The organism is Virgibacillus pantothenticus (assembly GCF_018075365.1).
Taxonomy (GTDB): domain Bacteria; phylum Bacillota; class Bacilli; order Bacillales; family Amphibacillaceae; genus Virgibacillus; species Virgibacillus pantothenticus.
In genome coordinates, this window is record NZ_CP073011.1 from 2871226 (window position 1) to 2894806 (window position 23581).

At 37.6% G+C, this 23581-nt stretch carries 19 protein-coding genes and 1 riboswitch; of the genes, 7 read left to right on the forward strand and 12 right to left on the reverse strand.

Translation table 11 applies throughout. The annotated features are described in order from the left end of the window. Both KBP50_RS13390 and KBP50_RS13395 read right to left on the reverse strand, forming a co-directional pair. Complete coding sequence (locus KBP50_RS13390; RefSeq protein ID WP_050352103.1) at positions 1-735, reverse strand: MBL fold metallo-hydrolase; 735 nt, start codon at positions 733-735, stop codon at positions 1-3. 15 nt (positions 736-750) lie between these two features. After that, complete coding sequence (locus KBP50_RS13395) at positions 751-1584, reverse strand: MurR/RpiR family transcriptional regulator (protein WP_050352102.1); 834 nt, start codon at positions 1582-1584, stop codon at positions 751-753. A gap of 795 nt (positions 1585-2379) precedes the next feature. Between KBP50_RS13395 and KBP50_RS13400 the strand changes: the two genes are divergently transcribed. Further along, positions 2380-3201 (forward strand): YitT family protein, encoded by an 822-nt coding sequence (locus KBP50_RS13400; protein ID WP_050353483.1) that lies wholly within the window; start codon positions 2380-2382, stop codon positions 3199-3201. Positions 3202-3534: 333 nt separating this feature from the next. Here the strand turns inward: KBP50_RS13400 and KBP50_RS13405 are convergent, their stop codons facing one another. From KBP50_RS13405 to KBP50_RS13440, 8 genes are all read right to left on the reverse strand, one after another. Continuing rightward, the gene (locus KBP50_RS13405; RefSeq protein WP_050352100.1) at positions 3535-4263 is read right to left on the reverse strand and encodes an SIS domain-containing protein; all 729 of its coding nucleotides are present in this window, start codon (positions 4261-4263) and stop codon (positions 3535-3537) included. Positions 4264-4355: 92 nt separating this feature from the next. After that, complete coding sequence (locus KBP50_RS13410) at positions 4356-5081, reverse strand: creatininase family protein (RefSeq protein WP_050352099.1); 726 nt, start codon at positions 5079-5081, stop codon at positions 4356-4358. Between the two features lie 53 nt (positions 5082-5134). Next, positions 5135-6127 carry a phosphotriesterase family protein gene (locus KBP50_RS13415; RefSeq protein WP_050352098.1) on the reverse strand — a complete coding sequence of 331 codons (993 nt, stop codon included), beginning with the start codon at positions 6125-6127 and terminating at the stop codon, positions 5135-5137. 593 nt (positions 6128-6720) lie between these two features. After that, positions 6721-8016 (reverse strand): PTS ascorbate transporter subunit IIC, encoded by a 1296-nt coding sequence (locus KBP50_RS13420; protein ID WP_050352097.1) that lies wholly within the window; start codon positions 8014-8016, stop codon positions 6721-6723. 40 nt (positions 8017-8056) lie between these two features. Then, entirely contained in the window at positions 8057-8329 is a 273-nt protein-coding gene (locus KBP50_RS13425; RefSeq protein ID WP_050352096.1) for a PTS sugar transporter subunit IIB, read from the reverse strand. Between the two features lie 4 nt (positions 8330-8333). After that, a complete protein-coding gene (locus KBP50_RS13430) occupies positions 8334-8774 on the reverse strand; it encodes a PTS sugar transporter subunit IIA (protein WP_050352095.1) in 441 nt (146 codons plus the stop codon). Between the two features lie 28 nt (positions 8775-8802). Further along, complete coding sequence (locus KBP50_RS13435) at positions 8803-10914, reverse strand: BglG family transcription antiterminator (protein ID WP_050352094.1); 2112 nt, start codon at positions 10912-10914, stop codon at positions 8803-8805. Between the two features lie 890 nt (positions 10915-11804). After that, positions 11805-12842, reverse strand: coding sequence for a lactonase family protein (locus tag KBP50_RS13440; protein ID WP_050352093.1), 1038 nt, complete (start codon positions 12840-12842; stop codon positions 11805-11807). A 489-nt stretch (positions 12843-13331) separates the two neighbouring features. On the opposite strand from KBP50_RS13440, the gene KBP50_RS13445 reads away from it, so the two are divergent. The 3 genes from KBP50_RS13445 (at position 13332) to KBP50_RS13455 (ending at position 17549) form a co-directional block, all read left to right on the forward strand. Beyond that, positions 13332-13871, forward strand: coding sequence for a CueP family metal-binding protein (locus KBP50_RS13445; protein ID WP_050352092.1), 540 nt, complete (start codon positions 13332-13334; stop codon positions 13869-13871). Between the two features lie 907 nt (positions 13872-14778). After that, positions 14779-14958: riboswitch (Lysine riboswitch) on the forward strand. Positions 14959-15072: 114 nt separating this feature from the next. Next, entirely contained in the window at positions 15073-15969 is an 897-nt protein-coding gene (dapA, locus tag KBP50_RS13450; protein WP_050352090.1) for a 4-hydroxy-tetrahydrodipicolinate synthase, read from the forward strand. A 530-nt stretch (positions 15970-16499) separates the two neighbouring features. Next, entirely contained in the window at positions 16500-17549 is a 1050-nt protein-coding gene (locus KBP50_RS13455) for a 2,3-butanediol dehydrogenase (protein ID WP_050352089.1), read from the forward strand. Between the two features lie 337 nt (positions 17550-17886). Here the strand turns inward: KBP50_RS13455 and KBP50_RS13460 are convergent, their stop codons facing one another. Then, positions 17887-18255: a phosphotransferase gene (locus tag KBP50_RS13460; RefSeq protein WP_050352088.1), complete on the reverse strand. Its 369-nt coding sequence runs from the start codon at positions 18253-18255 to the stop codon at positions 17887-17889. A gap of 822 nt (positions 18256-19077) precedes the next feature. On the opposite strand from KBP50_RS13460, the gene KBP50_RS13465 reads away from it, so the two are divergent. From KBP50_RS13465 to KBP50_RS13475, 3 genes are read left to right on the forward strand one after another with little or no spacing between them, the layout of a single operon-like run. Continuing rightward, positions 19078-20358, forward strand: coding sequence for a M20/M25/M40 family metallo-hydrolase (locus tag KBP50_RS13465; RefSeq protein WP_050352087.1), 1281 nt, complete (start codon positions 19078-19080; stop codon positions 20356-20358). Between the two features lie 14 nt (positions 20359-20372). Next, positions 20373-21164, forward strand: a complete 792-nt coding sequence (locus KBP50_RS13470) for a DUF3100 domain-containing protein (protein ID WP_050352086.1) — start codon at positions 20373-20375, stop codon at positions 21162-21164. Beyond that, a complete protein-coding gene (locus KBP50_RS13475; protein ID WP_050352085.1) occupies positions 21161-21646 on the forward strand; it encodes a hypothetical protein in 486 nt (161 codons plus the stop codon). The genes KBP50_RS13470 and KBP50_RS13475 overlap by 4 nt, the downstream gene beginning before the upstream one ends. Positions 21647-21913: 267 nt before the next feature. On the opposite strand, the gene KBP50_RS13480 is transcribed toward KBP50_RS13475, so the two are convergent. Beyond that, positions 21914-23545 carry a long-chain fatty acid--CoA ligase gene (locus KBP50_RS13480; protein WP_050352084.1) on the reverse strand — a complete coding sequence of 544 codons (1632 nt, stop codon included), beginning with the start codon at positions 23543-23545 and terminating at the stop codon, positions 21914-21916. Positions 23546-23581: the final 36 nt, after the last annotated feature.

The window sequence follows — 23581 nt, forward strand, 5'->3', positions numbered from 1 at the left end:
TTATATAGTGATGGTAAGTCCTTCTTTCGCAAGATAAACGGATTGATCTGTTTTTGATTTCACTTCTTCTTTTAATTGGTTAATATTCCCATAGTGAGGAAAATGAGTAAGGATTATATTCTTCACAGCTGCTTTACTAGCAATATCAGCTACTTCATAGCTAGCTAAATGCCCTTTCGTTAACCCTTGTTGTTCAGCATAAAAGCTGCACTCAATTAGTAATGTATCCGCTTTATCAGCAAAATCAATTAACCTTTTTGAGTAGCCTGTATCAGCAGAATATACAAGTACATTGCCATGTGGATCACTTATTTTCATCGCACAACAAGGAATTTCATGTATAGTTTCCGCAAAAGTTACACTTAGCGATCCGATGTTGACAGACTCAGCTAGATGAATCGGATGAACTTGCATTACATGTGGAAACTCAAATGATAAATCACTAATGTTATCTGTGTACACATACACATCCAACGGTTCTTTTCTTTTCCCAAGCTGATGTAAAATGAGCATCGCATATTCCAAACTGTAAATATCCGCCATATGATCCGTATGCGTATGACTAATAAATACTGCATCTAATTCCTCTAACTTAATCACATTTTGTAATTTAGAGAGTGCACCACTGCCGCAATCTAGTAATATTTTCGTCTGATTGTCTTCTACAAGGTAGCACGATGTTGCTTCGTTTACATTTGGATAAGCGCCCCAATAACCAATCGTATGTAATTTCATCATTCCATCCTCCTATTAAGATTCGCTTTTCTCTAAAAAAGCTGGATAATATGCTTCAATTTGCTTAATATTTTCTTTAATGCGATCACCTCCTAGATAAGATATTTCATTTACAATTGCCTGGCACACGGAAAGCGCAGCTGTATAAGAGTCTAGAAATCCTTTTGATTTTGTTCTTACAAATAAAGTGATATCTGCATATTTACAAGCCGGGCATAATGATGAATCAGTTAAAATAATGATCTGTACTTCTTTATCTTTTGCCAATTTAATAATTTGTAGTGTTTTACGGTCATAACGCGGAAATACACTTGCGATGAGAACATCAGCTTTTTTAAAATGGGCGCTGTATTCAGCAGCCTCTCCTTGTGGGATTAAAGTTGAGTTACCTAACATATATGAAAAAACAAATCGCATATAAGTCGTAATAGATAGGCCTAGCCTCCAACCAGCAATCCATATATGCCTTGCTTGTAAAAGTTTTTCAGCCGCAGCCTGAATATCACTTTCCTTCACTGTTTTACTAGTATAAGCAATATTATCTGCTTCCTGCAGAAAATGCTTTTCTAACCAAGAGTCTGGTTTTTCAGCTGTTGTAGTGAGCAAATTATTAAGTGCTCGTTGGTTATTCCGTACGGTTGCATGAATGGCTTGTTTTAATTCTATAAAACTGGAATAGCCTAAAGTTTGAGCGAAACGATGGACAGTTGCTTCACTTACATCAGACAAGGTAGCAATCTTCTGGGCTGATAAAACAACTACTTCCTCCATGTTTTTTAACATATAACGAGCAACTTTCCGTTGTGCCTCACTTAATTGGTCATATTTTTCATGAATAAGCTTCTTCATTCATTGTCGCTCCTTAAAAATATTGGAATAAATAGAAACGGAAATTCAAGTTCTAAATCATCTTCGTTTTCAATCGTTTACTTCATAAACACAGCATAAAGTGAATCTTCAATCAGCGGGGGTTTTCATCCATCCCCCATAGCTTGCTAGTACCATAAGTATATGACCTAAAAGCCTCTTACGATAACAGAGCATTTAGGTGCTGTTATCTCCCCTTTAGACTGGTTGCAGTACAGATTTATCCAACTCCTTAGGTGGGAATCTTACAGCACCTTATATACGGGATAAAAACCGTGATACATTTACTTCCTTCATTCGTATAGATCTATCCCTACTTCAGTCCTGCTTCTTGTTTGTAGAGTTTCCTTCAAACAAGAAAGAAATGAGTGATTCCCTTCACATGTATATTTACGAACGTTATTAAAACTTACTTGAACACCCTCCATATAAAAAACTTTTGATTTTTTGCATCCACCTAACCAACCTATCGCGAAATCCCTGGAAACTTTTTCGAATAGTATAACACATAAAATTTGTATTGTGTGCAATAAGATGGAAAGGAATCATTGCTTCGTTTCGTGGAGTTTTTCCTTCATCACCTTTATAAGAAGTAAGGCAATGATTATCTCTTTCATAGACCTTGAAAAAAGAAGAACGCTTTTCTGTGTGCAAGTTGTTACTGACGTGGCTTCTCTTATTCTTGAAAAAGAGTTTAAACCAATCTTTAGTCTTTTTATTTAAAATGAAGACTGGTAGAATTTAGTTAGGAAAGGAGTGCGTACAGTGGGAAAATGGATGAAAGAGAGCAGTTTGATTATTATTGGATCCTTTATTTTTGCGTTTGGAATTAATTACTTCGCGATCCCCAACAACCTGTCAGAGGGCGGTGTCATTGGTATATCGATTGTCACTTACTATTTATTTGGCTGGTCTACCGGCATCGTTAACTTCGCTATTAACGCTGTTTTGCTAGCTATCGGTTACCGATATTTTAGTAAACGTGTCATGATTTATACGATTATATCTATCGTCTTTTCTTCCCTTTTTTTACATATAACAGAAAACATTGGCAAAGCCGGAAACGGAGATACGCTATTAGCTGCCTTATTTGCTGGTTTAACTGTCGGAATTGGGTTAGGACTAATTTTTAAAACTGGCGGAACCTCTGGTGGAACTGCCATTATTGTTCGTTTACTTAATCAATTTATTGGCTGGAGTTTCGGAAAAGGAATGCTACTTACAGATATTGCTGTAATTGGGATTTCTGCATTTGTCATTGGGCAGGAAAAAGCAATGTATACCCTAATCTCTGTTTATGTCGGTGCCAAAGCTATTGATATTATTGTAGAAGGGGCAAATGAACGTACTGCTGTCCTTATTATTTCTAGTCACCCGGATGAGGTTTTAGAAAAAGTAACCAACAATATGTCGCGTGGTATTACTGTTTTAGAAGGAAAAGGCGGTTATACTAAAGCCAATAAAGAAATACTTTACATTGTGATAAACAAACAAGAAATTGTCCATTTAAAACGGATCATTGAAAAAGTGGATAAAGATGCTTACATAACAGTTCATAGCGTACAGGAAATAAATCGGAGAGGATATAAAGGGCGTTAGCTGTTTGAGAGTTTGCGTATGGGTACGCGCATGATTATTTGAACGTCCTTCTCGGGAGTTCGAGCATGTCACACGATTATTTGAGCGTCCTTTTCGGGAGGTCACGCATGCCATGGATCTTCTATAAAGTGAATCTTCAATTCAGTGGGGGGTTCATCCCTCACGTAGCCCAAGGGTACCTAAAGGCCGCTTACGAAATAAGGCATTTAGGTGCTGTTACCTGCCACTTATACTTGTTGCCTGAAGTAGAAGGCACAGCACCTTATTTATGGAAAAAAGTTGCTGTAAATTGCTTAAAACGCTCACTACTTTAGATTGTAGTGAGCGTTTACTCTATAATTTTACTCGTTTGCTATATTTTTCTACCAATTGTTGATTATGCTCATCTGAACCTTCTATATTACCACTTAAGAATATAGGTGGCACAAAGCCTTGCTCTGCCATATTTTCAATCGATTTCGCAAACACAGCATTTAATATTGCTGCACCAATGACAGTTGAGCTTGGTGAGAAAGGTACTTTTACTTTTTCATGGGATAATAGCGCATCCCCCACTGGTGCATGGTTATCAATCACTATATCGACTGCGTCAAATAAGTGCTTGCCACTAGTGTGACGAGATGGCTGACTAGATGAATATGCAATGGAAGTAATTCCGACAACGTAAGCCCCTTGCTGTTTTGCAAAATTTGCTACATCGACCGGTACTGGATTTCGTCCTGAAGTTGAAATGACAAACACAACATCGCCAGCTTCAATTCCCTGTTCTGTAATAAAATTTTTAGCATAATCATTTTTTCTTTCTAACGTAGAAGAACGAACTGCACCCTCGTGAAGCATTAATGGTTCGTGAAGGATAGGATGAATCGGAACAAGTCCACCAGCACGATAATAAACTTCTTCCGTTAAAATATGTGAATGTCCACAGCCAAATAAATGAATTACTCCGTCTGCTTGAATTGCTTCAGCCACTTTTTTGGCTGCTTTTTCCATTACGTCCGTTTCCTTTTTTTCTACAATTGTTAATAGTTCTTGAATTTTTTCAAAATATGCTTGAATCAAAACGGTCTTCCTCCTTTTTCATACCAGCAAAGTTGTCCAGCACAGCAAATTATTTTTCCTTAGATAAATTAGAAGATTTCGTTTTTACCGTACTACTTTGCTTCCTTATTCGTTAACATATGCACCATATTACTAATCGCAATATCAATAATATATTGCCCTTTTTCCATCGTTGCCAATGTCGCATCGCCTAGCACTGCGGACTCTGTAAACACTTCCCATGGTGTCGGGGTAACATCGGCATCTTCTGGGATCTGAGGAATGTCTTTAATCGCTTTACTCATATCTACGAATTCCGGTGCTAAATAAAGCATATAAGATGTTTCAATTTCACAAGCATGAAAGTAAGTGGCATGTGCAGAATCTGTCTCTCGGACTTCCTTTGCTGCCTGATTCATACCTGGATAAAAGAAGTAAAAAACCTTCATATTAGGGCAAGATGTAAATAACACCCGTGCGGCGTCTTTTAATGCTGGCTGGTTTCCCAAATGCCCGTTCACCATAGCAAATGTCCGAAAGCCTTGCCTGTATAAGCTTTCACCAATATCTACTATAATAGAAATAAGCGATTCATTCGAAACATTAATACTTCCAGGAAAATGACGTAAGCTCCATACTTGACCATATGGCAAGGTAGGTAAAACAAAAGCCTCTACTTTGTCTGCCACTCTTTGGGCTACGCGCTCTGCAAGTAAATTATCAGTACCCAAAGGCAAATGAGGACCATGCGCTTCTACTGCTCCTACTGGTAAAATCGCAATACTTGAGGATGTAATCTTTTCTTTTACTTCATATGAATTTTCATATTGAAATTCCATCATACACACCTTCTATCACATTGTTAAAAACTCTCACCATCAAAACTAACCTGTTACAGTTTAAATGTAAAACACTTGGCGGGATTGTTTACAAAGAAATCCTTTACTAATTCTTCTCCAGCAAAGCCTGCTTGATCTGCTTCATTGATAAAGCGTGGCACCCATTTCCCTAATATATTTTCCAAGCCTAAACCGTAATCATAATGCTTATAATATGTTTTTCTAGCAGTATCACCACTGACTAGAATTTGCTTTCCGTAACCTTTCTTAACTAATTCTAAAATGCAATGAATACGTGTACTTTCGGGTGCATATTTTATTTTAGATATTCCATCAAATGACAATAGTGCTCCAGTTTTGGCTACTTGTTCGTGGTAAAAAGGGTCGGGATTTCGATCCATATGCCCAAAGCTAACGTATTCTAATGACACATTCTCAGACTTTAAAATTTCAATCTGTTCTAGTGCCATTGTCCCGGCTTCCGTATGGGAATGGACGGGGGCTTTTGTTTCGTGATGAGCTCTAGCTACAGCACGAATTGTTTTTTCTTCTAAGGGTGTAATTCGATTATATCCGGTTCCAAATTTCACCTGACCTCCTGGAATATTCGTTCCTTCCAGTCCTTCTTCTACTTCACGAATAACGAAATCCGCTAATTCATTAATACTTTTCGCCTCGATCCATTCATAAAAAGTGGCATAATCACCGATGACTGGCTTTAAATGGTTAGGAATGTTTGCTGCCCATAAAAAGCTTTTATTAAATCCAGCTGTTCCAACAATGGTAATACCTGTTTCTTCGGCAATTTCTTTTACCGCTTTTACATCTCTGCCATAATCAATGGCTGTAGCATCGACAATCGCTTCGCCACCAAGTCGTTTAAAATCTAACACATCTTGCTTAGACTTCTCTTTATCATCAAGCAAAAGATCATCTACTTCCTGTTCCACCCAATATGGGGGGCGACAAACAATATGTTCATGGGAATATGTGAAGCCTAGTGTTTTTGGATCAATATCGCCATGAAATGTACGGATAAAGCTCATTATCAATCAGCTCCTCTAGTTAAAAATGGACTTTAATTAAATTACATGCATGGTTAAACTTTAATCAGCAGGAGTTCCTCTTCCATTCTCTACTAAATCCCCTAAAGAATTTAGCTACCGTTAGTTCGCTCTTAGGCTTCTTTGTAACACCTACAACTCTTAAAAGTTGGAGTCTTACGGTAATCTACATTCGGGATAAAGCTTTAAGAAGTTTAAAAGCTAAAATGGTGAATTTTAAAATTACAGGAATTCCAAGAATTAAGGTGCGGGGCGCCCGTTTAGCAACATAGCGAATGGAACGAATCAACTAAAGATAAAGGAATCCTGCCACTAAAACTGGGGTATGCCAACGTCTGGAGACAAGCCCGTTTTTAGTCGGCCTATTTCTTAGCGACGAACCGATGAGACCTTATCGTAGGGCGCATTTCTAAAGTCGCATCGTTGCTGGGCTCATGCGCCGGACATAGCTATTCGGTTATTTTGTTATCCCCAGGCACCTCATTTATGCTTTCTTATCTTATAAAAACACCTTTCAAAAGGAAGGAGGAACAGAAGCCTGTTCCTCTATATTTATAAATCATAATCCCTCTTAATTAAAAGAATAGCTGGGATAAGAAACGAATAATTGGACCTAATAAGAACATATCCGAATCCGCTGCCCACATAGCTGTATCAGGAATCGTATCCGAAAGAAGCATTTTTACCATGATAAATTGTCCCCAAGCTACAACGGTTGAAGTAATGAATCCTGCCATTAGTGCACCACGAACTCCCCCGGTAGCATTTCCAAATACACCTGCTGTTGCTGCATGGAAGAATAATACGATCATGGTTGGAACGAATACATAACCAACTGTATTACCTAATACGACGAGCCAGATTAAAGCACCTACAAAAGCTCCTAAAAACCCTAGAATAACGGCATTCGGTGCATAAGGGAAAACAATCGGACTATCTAAAGCAGGCTTTGCTCCAGGTACAATTTTTGTAGCAATCCCTTTAAATGCTGGGACCATCTCTCCAATAAACATCCGAACCCCTAATAAAACAACGGCAATACCAGCTGCAAATGTGAAAGACTGAATAATAGCATAGATAATAAAGTTCTTATCTCCTGCTGCAGCAATTAATTCTTGTGCTCCTGGGGTATCTTTAAATGATATAATAATGGCACCAACTAAAAATAATAATCCCATCGTAAGTGCAGTAATAACGTTCGAATCCCTTAAAAATTCTAATCCTTTTGGTAATTTAATCTTTTCTGAATCATTATCTTTGTTTCCAAGTACTTTACCAGCTAACGCACCCAATAAAGCAACTGAAGCAGAAGTATGCCCTAGTGCGATATTATCGTTGCCAGTAATTTTCCTCATAAATGGTTGCGTTAAAGCAGGTTGAATTGTCCAATACAATCCCATAAATATACTTAAGAATATAACAAGTTTTGAAAAGGAAATATCACCAGCCGCTTGAACAACTACACCTGCAAATATCGTGGTTGTCCAAAACATCATATGACCTGTTAAATAAATATACTTTAATTTGGTAAATCGCGCTAAGATAACGTTAATGACAAATCCTAACGTCATGGCCAACGTTACTGCACTGCCATATTTTGCATTAAAGCCTTCTTGACCCATAAATTCACCTAGTGGCTCTGCAGATAAATTAAAGACTTCTTTCCAAAGCGGTTCGAACACGGTTAATGCGTTTACAATTACACCAGAACCCGCACTAATAATTAAAAATCCGATAATAGCTTTAAAAGTTCCGCTAACCGTTTGGCTGGCTGATTTTTTTTGGAGCACTAACCCTAAAAGAACAATAAAACCTAATAAAATAGCAGCTTCTCCAAACACGTTTGTGGCAATCCAAATAATAATATCCATTGCTCATTCCTCCTATTATTTTGTATTGAAACCTCTTGCTTTAAGAGGCTTCAATGTTGGCTTTTACAGCTTCGTTAATTTCATCCATATCAAAATAGTTGTTCACAATAACAATTTTTGCTTTATGCCCTTGTAAGCTTTCTGCTAGTTCATTACTTGTAATGATATAATCGGCATTCATGCTGGAAGCAGTCGATACGTCTGTATGTTCCACATCCGCACGTATCCCCATGTCCCCAAGCGCCTGCTCAACGTTCATTTTCAAAATTAAGCTTGTACCTTGTCCTAAACCACATACTGTTAATATTTTCATTTTGTTATCTCTCCATTCCAATTGTTTTTTGAATTTCATCTATTGTCGTTGCTTGTAATAACTGTTCAATATTCTGCGGGTCATTTAGTAAAGACGTTAATTTTCGCAGCAATGATAAATGCTCAGCGCTGGAAGCAGCACCTAAACCAAATACTAGACGTACTGGATCATTAATAGCATGCCCAAACGATATCGGTTCCTTTAGCTGCACTAACGAAACAGCCGCTTCATTCACCCCATCTTCCGGTCTTGCATGCGGAATCGCGATTTGAGGAGCTAAAACAAAATAAGGACCGTTTTTTTTATATGCCTGTTTCATTGCTTCAATATAGGATGGTTGAATCAACTGATCTTTTAGGAGTAATTGACCAGCAGCATCTATCGCTTCCTCTGCATCATTTACTTCTACATTCAGCTGTATTATAGTTTCTTCTAAAAATTTCATAATATGCAAACACCTGTCTTTCTATCTGTTATGCTAATATGCTTTGCGAATACTTTGTAATTAATTCATAAATAATAGAAATGTCATCTGCCTCCATCACAAGATGCTTATTATTCTTTTCCGAAAACAATTTCGTTAATTGTGCTAACGCCTTTAAATGCTGTTCATTGTCTTCAGAGGCTAGTACAACAATAATGGAAACATCTTTCCCTAATAAATCAACGGGTTGTTGCAAGCAAAGCATGCTAAGCCCTGTTTGATAAACATCCTCAGATGGGCCGGCATGTGGCAAAGCAAATTGATCAGAAATAACGATGTAAGGACCATTTTCGTAAATTGCTTCCAGCATTTTATCTATATACCCCCGCTTGATATATCCTTCATCCAGCAATGGTTGTGCAGCGAGTCTAATCGCTTGTTGCCATGTAGAGATACTTTCTTGTAATTGAACACGATGCATGGGCAATAACTGTTGCAGATTCTCTTTCTTAGATCTGCTAATTGCTTGTTGCGGAGTATATAGAAACCTTCTTATTTCTTTACGTAAAGCTTCCTCATCTTTAATAGAAGCATACCGCTGAACAATGTCTAGCAACGAGTCGACAGAGTATTCTTTTCGAGTACCTACACCAAACATGCTATTTACATTTTTCAACAACTGCTCCTTCTCATCATTATTTAATACAGGACTAACAACAAAGACAGGTACTCCTCGATCAGGCAGCGGAATCGTAGAAACGATGAAATCAACAACTAAATCCATTTGCTGATATTCTCTTAACGAAGAAACCCCATGAATTTTCACATTGGAAAAAAGCGTTAATAATTGGCTTTCTAGAAGTTTAGATGTTCCTAAACCATTTGTGCAAACAATTAATAATTTCTTTGGTTTTTCTTCAAGGATAACTCCTTCTCTCCGAAGCCATCCGCCAAAATGAGTAGCGATAAATGCAATCTCATTATCATCTACTGTTTGCTCAATAAGTGCCTCAAAATGCTTCATCACTTGTTTTGTAATATGAAACACTTCCGGATACGTTTGTTTGACAGAGTCACGTAACGTATTCTCCAGTTTTATTCCATATTTAATCCGATAATAAGCAGGCTTTAAGTGCAACAGTAAGTTTTCCATAATTTGTTCCGGTTCGTCAAATTCTACGGCAGCATACAATTGAAAATCAGTAACCATTTTTTCCACAACATCAATCAATGATTGCATCACACTGTTTTCTTTATATGGCGTTAAATCATAATTCACTTTGGCACTAAGCAAATATTTAGCAAAGTAGTAGCTTTCTTCTTTTTTATCAACTGCGTTTGTAATGTTTGCAAACAAATGCTGGCATAATCTTTTTACTCCTAAATATATTTCCGTTGTTTCTATTATTTCCTTCTCGATGGGGTCCACTTGTACAGTAGCTCCTTGCTCCATTCGTTTAATAAAGCAATGAAACCAAAGTACTAAACTGTTTAACACATCATCAATAATTTCAATATTAAATTGCTTCTCATATTCAGCCAGAAGATGATGGATGTGATGAAGTGCTTTCACATCGAATATCGAATACGTTTGTGGCAGATCTGCTCCATTTACATGCGGCTGATCTAACAAGCTGTACCAATTATCCGTTGGCGTGACAATAGAAAGATACTGGGTAATTGTTTTTCTAACATCCATTTCTTTTCCTAGTATATGGTACCCTTTCTTTCTATCGGCATACATTTCTAATTGATCAAACTCTATTTCTTTTTTTATCGTTTTTATATCTTCCAGTACAGTATTTCTGCTTACTTGAAAAAAATTTTGTAAATCTTCAAGAAAGTAAGGCTTTGAACTACATGCGATATGCAAGAAAGTCCACGCTCTGCGTTCTTCTTTTGTATATTCATAATAATGATCTTGGACAAGTACATAAGTCTTTTTCAATGTTTGTTTTGTACTTTCATCCAAGTAGAAACCTTCTGTCCTAACTTGTTTCACACTATCTAAGCCTTGCTCCTTAAGCCAGTCATTAATCCTGCCTATGTCATTGTAAATCGATCTTCTCGAAACACGAAATGCTTTCGAAAGCTGCGTACTGGAAAGATAACCGTCTTGCTCGACTAACATTTTTAATATTGCCATACTACGTTGATTCATGATTTTCCACCTGCCATCTAAGGAAGTAGTAGTATGTCTTAATTTAATTATAAGCAAACATCTTTATTCACATAAGACCAAATTCATCACAGAAGTTTGTGCAACAATTGGACGGACAAGGCATTAATCTCGAAAAGCAAAAAAATCTGCACAAACTGTTCCAAAAGACTCATGAAGGCAATAAAGTGAACCCTTCATCACCGGTTTTTTCAATTCTCACGGATGATTAGATAAAGTGAGACTTCTATAGTAGGGTTTTTCATTCATCCCCTACTGATCGTTAGTACCGTAATGGTATGACCTCAAGGCCGCTTACGAAATAAGCATTTAGGTGCTGTTATCTCCAACTTATTCTTATCGCAGTACAGATTATCCAAATTCTTACAGCACCTTATATGCGGGATAAATAAAACCGACATTCGACTTGTAGTCGGCCCCGCCTAGCTTACCTCGCAGCATGGAAGGGTAGCTCCTATTGCCAGTTAATGCGAGATAAAATAGTGAACATCGACGATTTCTCTGTGAACTTCGTGCAACCTCGCTAGAAACTCTGACATTTAGTCGTGAACTCAATTCAGTCTTGCTGAAAACTCAGGAATATGACCAAGTTTAACCTTTTTCAGATAAAAGAAGCGAAATATGATAAAATGGCTCCCGATATAGGTAAAATGACTATTTTCTGATGCGAAAATTTTGTTTGCATCAGTCCAAAGCAATACATAACTTATCTGAATTGGTTGTGCGTTAACCAAAAGGCTCTGCAACATTTAATCAATTAGCTGCTGAATAGTTAAACACAAAAAGCAAGCTTATAATCTTTGGTGATAATAAGCTTGCCGTTTTAAACTGATGTTAAGGTCTAAACTTCAGTTACACTAGTTATATCAATATTAATTTAAAAATTTCACACAAACTACTTCTGGAACTTCTACGACAGAGTCCAATTGTGTTAACTTTCCAGTCTGCTGATCACGTGCAAATAAAACTAAATTACCACTGTGCTGATTAGAAGCAACAATAAATGACTCACTAGGATCTAACACAAAATCACGCGGCCATTCCCCACCTGTAGACGTAAACTCTACAAAGGTTAGCTTATCGGTTTTAGGATCAACCTCAAATAACGCAATGCTATTATGTCCTCGATTTCCAGTGTAAACAAACTTTCCATCTGAAGATATATGAATTGCACTAGCATCGTTCGTATCTGTAAAATCTGCTGGTTTCGCTAGAATGGTCTGCTTTTCAGTGAAGCTTCCTGTTTCCGCATGATAGTCTATAACAATGACTTCAGAGCTTAATTCCGTAAGTAAATATGCTGTTTTTCCATTTGGATGAAATACAATATGACGTGGACCACTTCCTGGTTTTAACGTTAGCGTTTGATGACGCTCAAGTTGATTGCCTGTGATTCGGTAGGTTACCAGTTCATCCGTCCCTAAATCACAAACGACCACATAGTTACGCTCCGGCGTAAATCCGGCGAAATGGACATGTGACTTTTCTTGACGCTCATGTGGACCACTACCGGAATGTTGGATAAACGATTCAGCTACTAATGTTTCCTCAGCTGTAAAAGAGTATAGCCCCACCTCTCCTTTATGATAATTTCCAGTTACTAACTTACCTTTATAAAAAGACAAATGACAAGGAGACTTCCCTTCCGTTAGTTGTTCATCTAACTTCGTTAACTTTCCTGTTTTAGGATCAATTTTATACGCTTGTACTCCACCGGATTCCCCATCTTGTGCAATGGAGAACAAATAACGCTTATCATCACTTATGGTTACATAAGTAGGACTCCCTACTTCTGCAGCAACTTCTACTGCAGTTAATTTTTGTGATTGTGGATCTAATTCAAAACGGTAGACCCCCTTGCTTGTTTTCCGAGTGTATGTTCCTGCATAGCCAACATAATTAATTGTCATGGTGATACCTTCCTTTTTAAAAGATATATATACCTAAAGTCTAAGCGTAAATCTATAAAAAGTAAAACACGAAACCAGGAAAACTATATGTCATGTCTGAGCTCGTTTTTCTTCGTCTTAACTTGTTAGTGAAACAGGCTAAGTTCTACGTAGGACAATTATAGCAAACTATATCAAATACGAGGGAGTTAAGTAAGTTGCCGGCTCCATTTTATGAACGATTCCTATTATTCTTTTATAAAATAAATCTTAAATAAGTTAGGTTTTCCAATTACGCCCATTGACTGACACAAAGGTATGAACAAATCGGGTATTTGACTACAGTTAAATCTTCCACTAACTTCTTAGGTTTTATCTTTTACTATTAAAGTGCAAGCTTTACTTCTAATTAGGTGTAAGATAGATTTACAACCAATCTGGATCCCCAATTTGCCAATTGATTCATTACTCCTTTATTTGATATACTTTTTAATAAAGGAGGTAAATTGAATGAAAATAAAATCAATTATATTCATGATGTTAATTTTACTATTTGCGCTAGTTGCATGTAGTAATGATGATACAGAAAGTAAAAATGTAGAAGAAAATGGTAACAACACTGATATTAAACAATTAGTAGCTGATTATAGCACGGATAAAAAAGAAGCTGATTCTGCTTCTATTACAGGCAAAGAACTGATTGTAAGTACATCTGGAGAAAAAGAAAAAACATACGAGCTACCGAAAGATGAATTTTTCGTATCTATCGCTCCGTTTGTTGATCAAACACACCCTTGTACATTCCATAGTCTAACAGGCTGCCAAGGAGAAATGGTAGAAAAAGAATTCGACGTATATATTGAAGATGAGGACGGGAATGTAATTGTAGATAAAAAGGTAAAATCGCTGGCAAATGGATTCATTGATTTGTGGGTTCCGAGAGACAAAAAATATGATATAACTATTGAGCATGATGGTAAGAAAGTCCAATCTGAATTTTCAACATTCGCAGAAGACCCAACTTGTCTCACCAATATGCAGTTAACGTAATATATAGATTGGTGGGGGAAGTTAATTGCTTTCAAAAACTGTGATCCTATGTTCAGTTATAATATTGGAACGATTGGAACTGTTTAGCAATAAGTTATTGAACTATAAGAAAGAGGCGGGGACATAAGCAAATACTATATAGCAAAAGCCGAACAATTAATTTATCATTGTTTGGCTTATTTGCATTAAAAAATTTCTATCACCGCTATGTCAAAATACTTCGCTTCTACGGGCGCGGCCTTAGCTTCCTCGGAAAGCAAAAACCGCTTTCCTGCGGGATCTTCAGCTCGCACTGTTCTCACAGGAGACTACATATTTTGACTACGCTAAAACTTGCGTATACACAATTATCGATTTCTTGTTTTTTTAATCAGCTGCTTTAGTTATGTCCCATCGTCTTTATCTACCTTTTTCTAAATGAGTACCTACTGGAAATAGGAGTACTAAACCATCAAGCAATTAATGATGATATAAAGTGAATCTTCCATCAGTAGGGGTTTTCATTCATCCCCCACGGCTTGTTAGTACCGTAATGGTATGACAAAAAGGCCGCTTAGGAAATAGGGCATTTAGGTGCGGTTATCTCCCACTTAGTCTTGTTGCAGTACACAGATTATCCAATTTCTAAAGTGAGAGTCTTACAGCACTTTATATACGGGATTAAATAGAAAGCAAAGTCTATTAAAAACATCACTGTACTAGTATACGAAAGTAATTGCTTATTCTTAAATAACAGCTTGTAAACATTCTTTGCAATTTTACCTACAAGCGTTTTTGCAAGGTCTAAGCAAATAACGCTACTTTTCAACCTTACTATCCAAACTGAATATTGAAGCCCTTGCATAGATAGTAAAAATCTGCTATAGTACAGACAACCGAATATATTCCTGTTTCAATATTCTGTTGAAACAAGGATAGAGGCGCGATGTTCAAGAGTACACTATTAGAGGATAATGAGGTCCTTAGAAAATAGTGAAAAGGGGACCTCGCCGAAGTTGTGGAAAACTCATTGCTTCTACAGCTGGTTCTGCTATTGAAAAAGTACAGAACTGTCATATAGGTGACTATATGGAGGGCTATCTGACGCATGAAGCTAATAAATGTTTCAAGCAGCAGCGATTTGCCGTCGTTGCTGCTTTTTTGCGGAGAAATCTAGTGGCCTTCCCACCTACACTATCATGTAAACAAAGGGTGTGAAGTAATGAATTTTGGCCAAGTTGTTACTGCTATGGTGACTCCATTTGACATTGAAGAAAATATTGACTTTCGTGCTGTGGAAAAACTCGTAAACTATTTAATTGAAAATGGTTCAGATAGCTTAGTCGTTGCCGGTACGACCGGAGAGTCTCCAACACTCTCCAATGAAGAAAAAATTACCTTATTTAAACATGTCGTTGAAATTTCTAATGGAAGAGCAAAAGTAATTGCTGGAACAGGTTCCAATAGTACAACAGCTTCTATGGAATTGACTAAACAAGCGGAGACAGCCGGTGTTGACGCAATTATGCTTGTTACACCATACTACAACAAGCCGTCTCAAGAAGGTATTTTTCAACATTTCTCAACTATTGCCAGTGCAACCAGTTTACCGATTATGCTTTATAACGTACCTGGTAGAACAGCAACAAATATAGAGGCAGATACTATTATTCGTCTGTCACAATTACCGAATATCGTCTCAGTCAAGGAAGCTAGTGGTGATTTGGATCAAATGACAACCATCATCCACAACACTCCCGACAATTTTAGCTTATATTCTGGAGACGACAGTTTAACACTGCCTGCTCTTGCCATCGGAGCAGATGGGGTCGTTTCGGTAGCTTCGCATATTGTAGGTAATCAAATGCGGGACATGATACAACATTTTAGAAGCGGAGACGTCACTACTAGTGCAAAACTACATCAAAAATTACTCCCGATTATGAAAGCCATGTTTGCTCAGCCAAGTCCCGCTCCAGTTAAAAGCGCCTTAAATCTACTAGATGTGGCTGTTGGCGGTGTGCGAATGCCGATGCAGCCGTTAACGGAAAACGAAGTGGAAATGCTAAAGCAGAAGCTTCATGCTAGTGGTATTTTGAAGGCTGGAAACGGAACATAGTTAGCATACGAAATTTTCTTGAAGGCAGCTATACTATAGGTAGATGACTAGATATGGAGTCCATATTACATGGATAAAGAAATGGGGTAACTCTTCTAAAAGTGCCTCATTTCTTTTTTTCATACACTACATATTAAAATTCAGCTTCAAGATAAAGTGCATTTTGAGCAGTAGAGATTTTATTATTTCCCACTCATTGTTTGATGAACAAAATTAAACTTTGACTTGCAGTTTTACTCTCAAGCTTTCCTCCTGTGTTCATTTCGTAAGATGGAAATCGAGGTCACAATTAAAATACATAGAGCCTCTATTTAGTAAATGAATGCAGTATATTCCCTGCATCAAGCTGGTACTGCCCCCCCTTCTAATTCAGAAAAATTTCTCTTTTCGCTACCCATACACTGACTTTGTGAACATTTTGTTACATTATTGTAAAATCAGACAAAAAAGTGTCGGAATTTGTAAATTTAAAGTACAATAGTTGCGGAGTCAGTTTTGTAAAAAAATTTTTTTTGGGGGAGAACAACATTATGAAAGCAGCAGTATGGTATGGACAAAAAGACATTCGCGTAGAAGAAAGAGAACTAAAACCTTTAAAAGACACAGAAGTTAAAGTAAAGGTTGCATGGGCTGGTCTATGTGGCAGTGACTTACATGAATACGCAGAAGGTCCAGTTTTTATTCCAACAGAAAAAGAGGATGAGTTAGCTGGCGGTATTGCTCCACTAATAATGGGACATGAATTTGCTGGTGTTGTTGAAGAAGTTGGTGCAAAGGTAACAAACGTTAAACCTGGTGATCGCGTTGCTATCAATCCAACGATTACACATGGCAATAAATCAGAAGATCTTGATCCATACGACGGATTTTCTTTTGTAGGTTTGCATAGAGATGGTGGTTTTACTTCTTTTGCAAATGTACCAGAAAACAACGTCTACTTATTACCAGAGCCATTAACTTTACAAGACGGCGCTTTAGTTGAACCTACTGCAGTTGCAGTACAGGCTGTAAAAGAAGCTGAATTAGAATTTGGTGACACCGTTGCGGTATTTGGAGCTGGTCCAATTGGTTTATTAACTATCTTAGCAGCAAGAGCAGCTGGAGCAAGTAAAATTATCGCACTTGACTTATCTGAAACACGTTTGAAAAAAGCGAAAGAAGTTGGAGCAACACATGTTATTAACTCAGGAGAAACAGATCCAGTAAAAGCTGTTTTTGATATTGTTCCTGAAGGGGTTAATGCTTCATTCGAGGTTGCTGGTGTAGCGCCTACTTTCAAACAATCCATCGAAGTTACCAAACCTCGTGGTATGATGGTAATTGTGTCTATTTTTGCTAGACCAATTGAATGGAATCCTATGCAACTAACTGAGAAAGGTGTAAAAGTTACTTCTTCTATTGCATATACACCAACATCGTTCCAGCAAACCATCGACTTAATGGCTGGCGGCCAATTAAAGCCACAATCCATTATTACTGGACAAATTCAGCTGGATGACATTGTAGATAAAGGTTTTGAATTATTATCTTCTGACAAATCACAAGCTAAAATCTTAATTGAGCTAAGTGGCGAAAAATAAGCAATAATCGTATATAGATTCTTAAACCATAACAGCACTTAGTGGTTAACCTAACTGCTATTGTTTAGAGTACACATATTAACAACGTAAAATTTAAAGGTATTCCTTTTATTAGATAATTGAACGAACGCTTGTAATAAAATGAACAAGGTCTTGCCAGAAAATACTAATTGGCAACACCTTGTTTTTTGTACTGCCGTTTCATTTTATAAGAGGCTTCCTATTGATAGCAATAGAAGCTATCACCACCATACAAATCCTAAACTAATTTACCTCTAACTTTTTGCTGGCAACGGTACCAATCCTATTAGCTGAAGAGAATGCAGAATACATATTTCTATTTTTCATACCAGTTTGGAACGGTCTTTGTGAAAAAGTCATGATCTTCCAAAACGTTCATAGAATACGAACGCATCCGCTTAAAGATTCCCATTTTCTTTCCCCATACAAGTGCAGACACGAGGTGCATAGCACTGTACAAAGTGTACAATTCCCAAAAGCTTTCGTAAAGCTTCGTATTCCGATGATACCCATCAACCATACCTTTCGTAAATGGAATACTGATCCGGCTTGAAAAGGAGCCAAGTTTTTGTAAATCATGAGTCGGGCCTCCCCAATCCATCCTTTGGAAATCTATTATTTCAGAAAATCGTCGATTATGGATTAATAAATTTGCTGGATGAAAATCATCATGCTGAAATAGCATTGATTTTCCAAAAAACAACCCTGTGTTAAATTGTGAACAAAGGCGCAAGCGCCCGTTCAGCAACGTAGCGAATGGAACGAATCAACTAAAGATTTAGGAATCATGTCACTAAAAATTGGGGTATGCCGACGCCTGAGCGGCAAGCCCGTTTTTAGTCGGCCTTCCCCTTAGCGACGAACCGATGAGGCCTTATCGTAGGGCGCATTTCTATAGTCGCCTAGTTGCTGGGCGCTGAAGCCGGACGTGGCTATTCAGTGATTCCCTTATCCAAAGCAACAAATTTTATACTTTCTTATTCTTTGAAAAAGAGCAAAACTTCAATCATCTGGGAATATATTATTCCGTATTTAAGATACTGTAAGACTCCCATTTCAGAAGTTGGATCAATTTTACTATACCAAATCTAAGCGAAGATAAACGTACCTAAATGCCCTCTTTCGTAAACCGCCTTGAAGTCTTACTATTACGTACTAGCCCTGGGAAATAAATGCCCCCATGACGGGAGCTTCACTTTATCGCCGAATGGTTTGTTGAACAGCAATGAATATGTACTGGTTGTTTACCTCCCACCTACATTCTGATTCTCATCCCAAAGGTGAAGAAGAGTAGAACCCACACCAGTTACATACGGATACACAAAAGAATATTTTAGTTATTATTTCATTCTTTCTTCAAAAATTGCCACTTAAACACCTAAAGTCGAACATTATTAAAAAAACACTGAATATCATTCGATATTGACGAACATTAAACATAGTGATAAGATGGATTCGTGTTTTTTCGACATAATTATTATTAATTATTGCTACGGGAGGTTTCCAAATGCAATTTAAACGACAATATGCAACTATCAAACAAATTGCTGAAGATATTTATTATCACCCTGAACTGGGATATAAAGAAAGGCGTACAAGAAGTCAAGTGATGGCTTATTTAAAACAAATAAATCCGAACATTAAATTTGACGATTTTAGCATCACCGGTTTTACCACGAGCTTAGGAAATAAACAAGCTCAAGATTTACATGTCGCTTTTATTGCTGAACTAGATGCTGTTTATGCACCTACGCATATGTATGCTGATGAACTTACAGGGGCTGCGCATAACTGCGGTCACTATACCCAGATAGGTATTGCACTAGCGCTGTACCAATATCTTTTTACAACGGAAGCCTACAAAGAATTAGCTTATAAACTGACGTTCGTATTTGTGCCTGCGGAAGAATACTTAGATTTAAATTATCGTGCTGAATTATTAAAAAAAGGTCAAATCAGTCATTATGGTGGAAAACCCGAGGCTATGAGCTTAGGCGTATTTGACGATATTGATGTTGGTATTTGCGTACATGCAATTGGTGGAGAATTTTCTAAACGGACGATAGAAATAAACTGTGATTTAGCTGGCTTTCTATATAAGAAGTATGCCTTTGAAGGCAAAGCAACACATGCAGGTTTTGATCCATTTTCTTCTAAAAATGCTTATAATATGTCAACGCTTTTTAATACTGCGATTGGATTAAGCCGCCAACAATTAAAAGAATCAGAACATGTGCGAATCAATCCAATCGTTATGGAATCTGATATGTCTACAAATGTCGTTCCAAACCATATCATTGTAGGAACAGATTTACGAACCAAGTCTGTTGCTTATTTAAAAGAAACAGCTAGCAAATTAGATGATGCGGCGAAGGGAAGTGCCTTAGCTTTACAGGGAAATGTAACGATAGATACACAGATGGGTTATTTACCATTTATACAAGATAGGTATTTATCCACATTTGTCGAAGCTGCGTTTCATGAGAACAATGAAATTGACGAGCTGTTGAATGACAATTTCATTAGCGCTGCAGGTGATATAGGAGATCTTTCCTTTATGATGCCATGCATTCAAATTGGCTATAGCGGCTTTACTGGAACTATTCATGGAGATGACTTTATTGATGTTGATCCAACATTTATCTACGAGGTGTTTCCAAGGTTTTTAGTCCAAGTACTTCAACAAATGAACGGAAATATCGATAAAGCAAAGTTATATAAACGTAGCTATACAGCTTATCGTGAATTAATTGATTCCATTGTACAAAATAAAATGAATCTATCATAGGAATGAGGCAGCGCATGAACAAAAATTTGCTTTACTTACTCGTTTTTGCATTATTCATTATTACTATTTCAGAATTTATCGGCTTTCAAGCTATACCAATAGGCTCATTTACTATCGGATTACTTCCTTTAGTTTTTGCCATTTTATTAACCATGTTTTTAGGTCTTAAAGTATTCCGTAAAGGGATTTGGAAAAAAGTATACAGCGATAATAATATTCATTTTGCTGGGAAATATCTCATTTTCATTATGCTGCCGTTAATGGCTAGATACGGTGCCGATGTCGCTCCACAAATTAGAGAAATCCTGCAAATTGGCTGGGTATTTATCATTCAAGAGCTGGGGAATTTAGGAACTGTATTCCTTGGATTGCCAATCGCACTTTTATTAGGCTTACGACGTGAAGCAATTGGTGCTACATTAGGAATCGGCCGTGAAGGAGAGCTTGCGTACATTTCTGAAAAATATACACTTGAATCCAAAGAAGGAAGAGGCGTTCTATCCATTTATATAATTGGGACATTATTTGGAGCTATCTTTTTCAGTGTGTTTGCACCGATCTTACTTGATTTAGGGATACGAGTAGAAGCACTAGCCATGGCATCAGGTGTTGGTTCAGGTAGTATGATGAGTGCTGCTTCTGCAACATTAGTAGCTCGAATTCCGGAGCTGGAAAGCACGATCCTAGCATATGCCTCTGCAAGCCAACTACTAACCAGTTTTCTTGGTACATTCACAATGGTGTTTTTGGCTGCTCCGATTCAAGCATTTATGTATAAGAAACTGGTTCGAGGTGACAACAAATGAGTATACAACTAAACAAATATGTAAAATACGGTTTGATCCTTCTGTTAAGTGTGGCATTAATTTTGTTTACAATGGAAATAAAATTAATGAAAAACCCTGGCTCTACACCTATTACATCCATGACATTTGTTGGACTTGGAGTATTATGGCTCTTCTCCATGATCGGAATTGTAATTTCAGATTTAATGCAAAAATCCCCGGTGAAAATCATTCGCGATTTTCCTATCTTGGGCTGGGTATCGATTACTTCTCTTATTTTATGTTTAATATGCGATTTTTTTGTGCAAGCCATCCAAGCAGTTGACTTTCTATCGATTACAACACCTATATTAACCTTTGCAGGTATTTCTGTAGCTAACCGTCTCGTTGATTTACGAAACACGTCATGGAAAGTTGCGATTGTAGCTATCTTTGTCTTTACAGGCACATATGCAGGCAGTGCTTTACTGGCACAAATTGGATTGTTTTTATCAGGAAATTAATTCATAACGAGGGGATTTTTCACAATGTCATTTTCAAAGGGAGGTGCTTGTAGAAGCAGCTTCCTTTGAATGAAAAAGAATTAAGCTACGGCTAATTTAAGCACCATTGGCTTGATCTAGTAGACATAAAAACCCCGTATCACTTTAGCGAGTATAATACGGGGCTAGTAACATTTTATTTACAACCATTATAAAGCTAGGTGCTTCAACATTCCTTTAACATCTGATCTAGCATCAACACTATTCCCACTTCAATAGTTTAGTAGCTTACTTTCCCTCATTCCCTTTTGTTGCTAACTGTTTTTTAACTTCCTCCCGCAACGCTGTTTTTAAAAATTTCCCCACAGATGTTTTTGGCAGCTCATCCATAAATAAAATAGTATCCGGTAACCACCATTTGGCAAATTGCGGTTGCAAAAATTTACATATATCTTCCTGCTTCACTATCGCTTTATATTCTTCCTTAAGCACCACACAGGCAACAGGACGTTCTTGCCATTTAACATGAGGAACAGACACAACGGCAGCCTCGTATACTGCTTCATGAGCCATTAATGCATTTTCCAAATCGACAGATGAAATCCACTCACCGCCACTTTTGATTAAATCTTTTGTTCGATCCACAATCTTTACAAAACCTTCCTCGTCAATAGTTACAACATCTCCTGTGTATAACCATCCATCTCTAAATGATCCTTCACTTCGTTCATCTTTATAGTAGGAATCTGCAATCCAAGGACCTCGTATTAACAGCTCTCCCATTTCCTCCCCATCGTTTTTAATGTTTCCATTTTCATTTACTGCTTTAATTTCAACACCAGGAACTGCCATTCCTTGCTTTGATTTCACCTCTAATCGCTCTGCTTCAGGAAGTTGTTTTTGGTAACTCTTTAACCGGGAAAACAAAGCTAACGGTGTTGTTTCAGTCATTCCGTAGGCGTGAAAAAACGGAATGCCATATTTACTTTCGAACGCCTGGATCATTCCCTTTGGCGCTGCAGCGCCGCCACATAGTATTCCTCGCAAACTATCGAGCTGATATTTTTTTTGCTCTAATTCTTTTAATAAACCCAGCCAAATAGTCGGTACACCTGCTGAGATGGTCACATTTTCTGTTTCCATTAATGCCGCTAAAATAGCCGGTGTTGGAAATGGACCAGGCAGCACTTGTTTCGCTCCAGTCCAAGTCGCAGCGTGCGGCATCCCCCAAGCATTGGCATGAAACATAGGCACAACTGGCATCGAAACATCAGATTCAGACACAGCAGAAGTGTCAGCTAAACTTAAAGCCATGGCATGCAGAACAAGTCCTCGATGAGAATAGATAACTCCCTTAGGCTTACCTGTTGTCCCTGATGTATAGCATAACCCAGCTGCGTCTTCTTCGCCCATATCCTTAACGAACGGAAACGTGGTATCAGCCCCTTCCATAAGCTGTTCATAATTTAACAGAGTCTGTAGCTTGGACGAAGGGACATCTATTTCATCTGACATAACAATAATTGTTTGTACAGTACGAAGCTGATCCGCTATATTTTCAATGGCGGGTAGCAGTTCTTCATCGACGAGAATTATTTTATCTTCGGCATGATTGATAATGTATGCAAGATGCTCCGCTGATAAGCGAATATTAATCGTGTGCAGAATCGCACCGATAGACGGAATAGAAAAATAAGCTTCCAAATGCCGATGGTGATTCCAAGCAAAGGTTCCAACACGATCTCCTTTCTGTATCCCTAATCTTTCTAATGCATGAGCTAAAGCTCGCACTCTTTCACCAATCTCTTGATATGTTAAACGATGAATACGATTTGCTGACCGCGACACGATTTCCTTTTTGGGGAAGTAACTTTCCGACCGTTCTATTAAAGACGTTATTAATAATGGGCTATTCATCATACCGATTCACTCCTTCTTGAAATAATCCTTTAATCA